This window comes from Aerosakkonema funiforme FACHB-1375, assembly GCF_014696265.1.
Lineage (GTDB): Bacteria > Cyanobacteriota > Cyanobacteriia > Cyanobacteriales > Aerosakkonemataceae > Aerosakkonema > Aerosakkonema funiforme_A.
Genome location: NZ_JACJPW010000204.1, coordinates 1 through 6,801 on the forward strand (window position 1 = coordinate 1; position 6,801 = coordinate 6,801).

6 protein-coding genes are annotated in these 6,801 nt (G+C 39.8%); 3 read left to right on the plus strand and 3 right to left on the minus strand.

The features are described 5' to 3' along the window. Nucleotides 1–339 precede the first annotated feature (339 nt). Entirely contained in the window at nt 340–1,914 is a 1,575-nt protein-coding gene (locus H6G03_RS36420; protein WP_190475703.1) for a UvrD-helicase domain-containing protein, read from the minus strand. A gap of 152 nt (nt 1,915–2,066) precedes the next feature. Further along, on the minus strand, nt 2,067–3,467 hold the full coding sequence (locus H6G03_RS36425; protein WP_190475705.1) for a hypothetical protein: 1,401 nt from the start codon (nt 3,465–3,467) through the stop codon (nt 2,067–2,069). Between the two features lie 432 nt (nt 3,468–3,899). Between H6G03_RS36425 and H6G03_RS36430 the strand changes: the two genes are divergently transcribed. Then, nucleotides 3,900–4,445: a sterol desaturase family protein gene (locus tag H6G03_RS36430; RefSeq protein ID WP_190475707.1), complete on the plus strand. Its 546-nt coding sequence runs from the start codon at nt 3,900–3,902 to the stop codon at nt 4,443–4,445. A gap of 52 nt (nt 4,446–4,497) precedes the next feature. Next, nucleotides 4,498–4,968, plus strand: coding sequence for a CYTH domain-containing protein (locus H6G03_RS36435; RefSeq protein WP_190475709.1), 471 nt, complete (start codon nt 4,498–4,500; stop codon nt 4,966–4,968). A 14-nt stretch (nt 4,969–4,982) separates the two neighbouring features. On the opposite strand, the gene H6G03_RS36440 is transcribed toward H6G03_RS36435, so the two are convergent. Then, nucleotides 4,983–5,900 carry a LysR family transcriptional regulator gene (locus H6G03_RS36440; protein WP_190475711.1) on the minus strand — a complete coding sequence of 306 codons (918 nt, stop codon included), beginning with the start codon at nt 5,898–5,900 and terminating at the stop codon, nt 4,983–4,985. A 99-nt stretch (nt 5,901–5,999) separates the two neighbouring features. Between H6G03_RS36440 and H6G03_RS36445 the strand changes: the two genes are divergently transcribed. Next, nucleotides 6,000–6,647 carry an SDR family NAD(P)-dependent oxidoreductase gene (locus H6G03_RS36445; RefSeq protein ID WP_190475713.1) on the plus strand — a complete coding sequence of 216 codons (648 nt, stop codon included), beginning with the start codon at nt 6,000–6,002 and terminating at the stop codon, nt 6,645–6,647. Nucleotides 6,648–6,801: the final 154 nt, after the last annotated feature.

Sequence of the window (6,801 nt, forward strand, 5' to 3'; positions counted from 1 at the left end):
TAGGTCAAGTTTGGGAACAAGTACCTTACAATCCCCAGTTACATCAAGCAGATGTCAATGATATTGCTGAGGGAGAGTTGGTTTTTGTGAGGTTTGTAGGGTATAAGGATGGCTCTCGCATTCTTTGTCCTGCCAAAGTCAGCCGGACTCGACCATTTAGCTAAAATTAGATTTTTTAGACCTAAAGAGAGATGCTACTGTAATGGCTTCATCCGGTCTGAAGAACGAGCCACTTGGTACGATTCCTTTGTGCAGATGTTGGATGTTCTCCAAGCGTGGAGAATGTCTGTAGACGCAAGAATATGCGTAGCTGCGAGCTCGCAGAGCGTCAAATATTAACTATTTGTTCGCTAAAAACAAATCGTGTTTGGCCCTCGTAGCAGCGACAAACTGCAAGTTTTTTTCCTGCTCCTTTTCCCAATCCTTCTCAGCTCTTGGATGTGGAAGCAAATCCGGTCTAATATGAAAAACTCTCTCAGCCTCCAACCCTTTAGAGCCATGTATCGTGGTCAAGAACACTTCATTAAAATCACTTTTAGATAAACGCTCGATCGCCCCAGTCAGTTCGGCTGTATCTTGACAATTATTACCCGTATAAATGGCATTAAGGGTTAGGATGCGATCGTGCAAATCCACAACTACTGTCATCGGTACTTTATCAAAGAGCATTTGTTTTTTTCTTGACTCATACCACGCTTGCAAAGTATTAGTAAATTCCTGGCAACTATACCTTTTCACTGAGTCTCCTACAATTTCGCCTAGTAAACTATTTAGTTGACTGGCTATATCCTTATTTTTAATTTTTGCTGCAATTCCTGCTTTGAGTAATTCATAATATACTGGTATTAACGGATAAAAGCAGCGACAGATAATCAAATCGCCAGATTTAGCAATTTTCGGAATTTCTGCTATTTTTATTGATGTAACCGTTCCTGATGTCGCATTTTGGCGAGGTTCTATTACGTTATAAATCTGATTGGCCAACTCGATATGGGTAGTCGGACATCTATAGCAAATAGATAAAGGTAATTGAATCGCACTACTTCGCTCTATAATATTAGCAATACTCTGTCGATCGGCGGCACTAAATCCCATGATAGCTTGACGTTCGTCACCAACAAAAATACCCCTAGCTCCTGCTTTATATGCCCTCATGACAATATCGATTTGTGCGGCGTTAAGGTCTTGCACTTCATCTACACACAGAAAATCGTAGCTATATACTGGCAAATTCAACACAGATGGTAGCCACACCATATCTTCGTATGAAATGAATTCTCTACACTGACGTATTCCTATTTCTAGAATCTCAAACACAGCTTTTTGAATAAAATCCCAATCTCCTATGCTAGGCAATCCATAATAATGGCATAATTGTTTTAACGTTGTGCTATTGCTGGGGTCAGCTAGAGTAAGTTGACTGAACTTTACCAGCGATACCAATCGATGGTATTCCAGTGGCGAGTGTACTTTTCTATCTGCTAAATAATCTTTAACAATTACTGAATATTTACGTTTGTTAATTTCAGGCATATTGCGAAAAGCACGACATAAACTTGACAAACCCAAACTGTGTATAGTACTCGCTTCGATGTGTTTGGGCAGTTTACGATTTAGCTCGTCAGCAATATGTTTGTTGAATGCTAGAAAACGCGAGCGCAGAAAATTGGGAATAAAATTAGCACCTTTAATTAAAGTAGTAGTTTTGCCGCTACCCGGTACAGCAGAAACTACACACGACCCCTGACCGGATGCCAACCAATCGAAGATAGCTTTTTGATAGGCAGATGGCATAAATCCCAACACCATATCTCCTGATGTTGGTTGGCTATTAGCCTTATTATGAGAAATACGGTGCGGTGTTCCCAGCACCATATCGCCTATGACTGGAAGTGGAAGTTGTTCGTGAGCCACGTTTTTTACTTAAAAATGTAGGTTTTCATCAAACTACCGCTCGCTACTAAAATTTGGGTCTGTATACTTTGAAAAAAGTGGGTAACCGCATTTATTTTCGCTCGGCTTTTTGATAAATATTGGTATTATTATAGATAATAGTATTAAAAAATTCAATCCTGTCCCCGCCTTTCAATTAATTCAGAACGTACAGTTACCAATAATTCTTTCGCTACTTTCAACGCTAGCTCATATTCGCTTATACTTTCATGTATACCCCACTTTTTACCTGTTTGTCTCTTGATATAGGCAAACACAACTTTATGCAACATTTGCCCATTATTTTTGTAAAAATCGCGTGCGATAGCATCTGGATTTACCACTCCGTTGAATTCTTCTAATTCTGACTCTCTTACCATCAACGGCAATAAGCACTCTAAAGGATTGTCTATTAAACTTTTACCGTTACTGCCATCGTGAATCAACCACTTCTGGTCGAGTAACTTATAGATAGACGAACTAATTGCTGCACCATACTTTGTTGTATTCTGGCGCTTAATTTCATCGGGTCGGCAAGATATTGCTGGATGGGGAGGAATAACAACACTGTGTTCGATATCAATTTCTAATTCTTTAACAAATGTTTCATAAGTTGATGGTGGCATAGTATCTCGTAACCGCATACCACCTGCCAAGATGTCTCCATTCTCATCGATATCGAATCCTTTTTGTTTTAATACTGTACGCCGCTTGTATTCGGAAAACGGTATGCTAATGCCATCTACCATTACCATCCAATCCAAACCTAAATGACCTATAAAATTAACGTTGACTTCTTCTTTCGTTCTAGCTATTTGTTTCTTTACTATCTCAGTTCCGACTGGTAAATCAATTGATTGAGGTAAAATTTGAATCGTGCGATTATCTAAAACAGCTTCGACTCTTATGCTAACAGTGCGAGTATTGCGTATTTGATTCATCCGTTCGACGATGGCATCGCATATTTTATCTTGAAGAGATGGGCAAGCTACTTTTTCATTTTCATTATATGGTTGAATCGCTCTTAAAACTTCATCGGCAGCATTTTTAAAGACATTATATAACCCTTTTGGCTCCTTAACTGACTTAGTTGCAGTCAGCAGTTGATTTTCGCTCTTTTGCTCAATTTGAGTTGTTAAACTACAACTTTGTTTTAATTCTGATGCTAAATTAAATTTTTGATTGTTTTGAGTACGTATATTATTTACTGGTGAGGTGGGTAGATTTAAAACAATTATATCTCCCGCTTTTAACTTAGAAGTATCGTTAAATTTAATAACATTTTCTCCAGCCGAGTATTCGGTTTCAATAACAGGCTTTAAAGCCACCTGAATTTCTTCTTCATATCCAGATAGAGGCGCTAATTTCTGTCCTTCTAGAAACTTTTGAAAAATGTCGCGAATCCCTAATGCTTCGTGAGAGACAACAACGCCCCAATTTTCTTCTGTCAAGTCTGGAAAATTACCGGGTGGGCGACCCGGTACTCTACGTACTATACGCCCGAATTCTTGTTCTGCTACTGTCAGGCTTTTCATAATACATAAACTTACCGAAACTGATGCCCAAGGATGAGAAAACCCTTCCCCTACCATGCCACAATGTAGCCTGTTTGATTACCGGAGGCAGATAGTTTTTCCTAAAGAAAAACTATCTGCCTCCAATAAAGTGTTTCTAGTGTCCATTTTCTCTAACTCACTTTCAAATGAGCGAACCGTAAGTACCTTCTTTGAGGAACCAGCAAAAGTTTGGTTACGCTGGCTGCGTCTGTTCAGACTTTATTTGAAGCAATCTGCGCTTGCCAAAAAATGTTAACTTAGGCTTAACATAATTTTTACTTTTCAAGTGTAAGGTTGTTTTAGATTCGATTTTCACGGCTGAGATTGCACTGAACCAAAAAACTAATGTTAGCGTTAACTTTCATAGATAACGTTACAGCACTAATTAACTCGCGCTCGTAAGAGGTAGTTGTGGAAATTTTTAAGGCAGCTTGGGTAGCTTTGTTTTTACTACTGTCTGGGGATTTTATCGGGACATTTTTTTATCATGTGCCGGAACATATTTTTGGCAAATACCATAACTTAATTCATCATAGTAAGAATCGAAGTTTCATTCATTATGCAGTGTTAACCAGGAAACCATTGGTGCTGTTTAATGGTTTTTTGGCAGTATTTCCCTATTTAATTTTTATTCCGCTGCTTTGGGGTATATCTCCCATTGGCAGTATTTTAGGTCTTGGATTGGCTGAGTGTCATGTCGTGTGGAGACATACTTCTATTAGTGAGAGTCCAACTCCCATTTGGATATCGCGCATTTGTAACAAATTGTGTATCACAACTCCCGAACGGCATTGCCTTCATCATCAAGATGCTAATGTAGCTTATGGCGACATTTTTACTTTTTACGATCGACCAGCGCAGGCGTGGTATCGGGTTTTGCTATTGTCCAAAAGGAAATTTAGCAAAAAAAGAATAGAAGCCGGTTTTTTACTGCGATCGCTACGAGAAAAGCCCTAGCAATTGTGAAACTTAGACAGGAATATTGCCTATCTATACAAAAATATTACACATGGCTACGGAGATAGAGCGCAAATTTTTAGTTAATGGTGACAAATGGCGAACCCTTGGGACTGGTATTATTTATTGCCAAGGTTACATTCGCACCACAAACGAAACCACTGTTCGCATTCGTATTGTAGGCGAGCGGGGCTACTTAACCATTAAGGGTTTGACTGTTGGTACTTCTAGACCTGAGTTTGAGTACCCCATCCCGATCGAAGATGCCCGAGAAATGCTCAATACTTTGTGCGAGCGTCCTTTGATTGAGAAAATTAGGTTCAGAATTGAGCAGGGTGGTTTAATTTGGGAAGTAGATGAATTCTTAGGTGAAAATCAAGGCTTAATTATAGCCGAAGTTGAATTAACTGATGAAAACCAAGTGATTGAATTACCAGATTGGATTGGAGCGGAAGTGTCAAACGAGCCGAGATACTTCAATGCTAATTTAGCTAAGTATCCATTTAACAAGTGGACAACTTAAATAAATTTACCAAATTAAATAGCCTGACAAACAGTTTTGATTGTTTGTCTCAACCAGGAATTAGCAAGGTCTTTATCGACTAGCTTACTCCACAGTAATGAAACAGTCCAAGGCTCTGTTTCTAAGGGAACTTCAAATATTTGTAAAGGACATAAAGAGATAAAACTTTTGGCTAAACGAGAAGGAATTGCTGCAACTAGATTGCTTTTTGATACAATCTCTGGTATCGCTAAAGCATGGGAAATTGTCAACGCCACGCGCCTTTGGAGATGGTAACGAGCTAATAACTTATCGATTTCTCCCGTTGCATCCCGTCGCATTGTGAACAACGCATGAGGCAAACTGACAAAGGTTTCTCTTGATATAGAACCATCTATTAATGCCGGATGTCCTTGGCGGGCAATTCCGATGAATCGCTCTTGAAACAAAGGTTCGATCGATGTTTGCTGAGGTGGATTGGGAAACACTCCTAACGCGACATCAATAATCCCCTGTTCTAGCATTTCTTTAACATTATCTTTCTCAAATGCCATCAGTCGCAAGTTGATTCCTGGTGCTGTTTGTTGACAAATTTCCCATAGCTTTGGCATTAGTACATAGCTCACCGAGTCCGAACTGCCGATCGCAAAACTGCGTTGAGAAGAAGCCGGATTAAAACTCCGATTAAATTCGATAGTTTGGCGAATTTGTTGCAATGCTAGCAAAATACCGGGAGCCAAAGCCTTACATTTGCTTGTAGGTTCCATTTTCGCGCCAATGCGGATAAATAGCTCATCCTTAAATAGCGATCGCAACCTTCCCAGCGCCGCACTCATAGCAGGCTGTCCCAAATATAACCTTCGAGCGGCAGCCGTGACGCTGCGTTCCTCAAACAAAGCCTCGAACGCCACCAGTAAATTTAGGTCGATCGTCCCCAAGTCTATTGATTTCATTAATAGTGAGTATGCTTATAATCGATTTGATTAATTTATTCTAGCCTGTTACATTGCCAGTAATAACAACTTCGTTCTTAGTTTGAGGCTGGTAACGGCATGAAAAAATTACTGGCAATTGTCGGTATGGGTGAGGGGAATGGACTGGCAATAGCACGCCGCTTTGCTAAAGAAGGGTATGCGATCGCCATGCTAGCTCGCAATGAAACTAAATTAAACGAATTTAAAAACAGCTTGCAAAGAGAAGGGTATGAAGCGCATTATTTCACCGCTGATGCAAGTAACGAAGCTTCGTTAAAATCTGCCTTAGCCTCCGTGAAAAACATTGCAAATCTAGAAGTCCTTGTTTACAACGCAGCCGTGCCAAAAATGGTAAATGTTCTGAATGAAACCTTTGAGAGTTTAATCAATGATTTCCAAGTCAACGTAGCAGGAGCATTAGTTGCCGTACAGTCAGTTTTACCCGGAATGCGACAGCAAGAAAAAGGAACTATTCTCCTGACAGGGGGTGGATTCGCTTTATATCCCAGCCCAGATTTTGCATCCCTATCTATTGGGAAAGCAGGTATTCGCAGTCTAGCCAAAATATTGAGCGATGCTTTGAAAAATGAAGGCATTCGAGTGGGGACGATTACTATTTGCGGTACAGTTAATGCGAGCGATCCAAAATACAACCCTGAAAGTATTGCAGAAAACTACTGGAATTTTCACGCCAATCCTGAATCCGAATCCGAAATTGTCTATTAGGCAGAAGGCAGGATAGAAGATGATTTCAGCTAAGTTTATTTTTGGTGCTTCTTTTTACTGGAGTTTAGACTAACCGCGCTTTAGGGCGCGGTTAGTCTAAACTCCTATTAGTATTTTTACTTACCTCTTCTGTTGGCAATAAATCAAAGTAAAA

What these genes read in the sequence shown, in the direction of transcription:
- H6G03_RS36425 (WP_190475705.1), bottom strand. Translation starts at nt 3,467, where the DNA reads ATGAAAAGCCTGACAGTAGCAGAACAAGAATTCGGGCGTATAGTACGT.
- H6G03_RS36435 (WP_190475709.1), top strand. Translation starts at nt 4,498, where the DNA reads ATGGCTACGGAGATAGAGCGCAAATTTTTAGTTAATGGTGACAAATGG.
- H6G03_RS36440 (WP_190475711.1), bottom strand. Translation starts at nt 5,900, where the DNA reads ATGAAATCAATAGACTTGGGGACGATCGACCTAAATTTACTGGTGGCG.
- H6G03_RS36445 (WP_190475713.1), top strand. Translation starts at nt 6,000, where the DNA reads ATGAAAAAATTACTGGCAATTGTCGGTATGGGTGAGGGGAATGGACTG.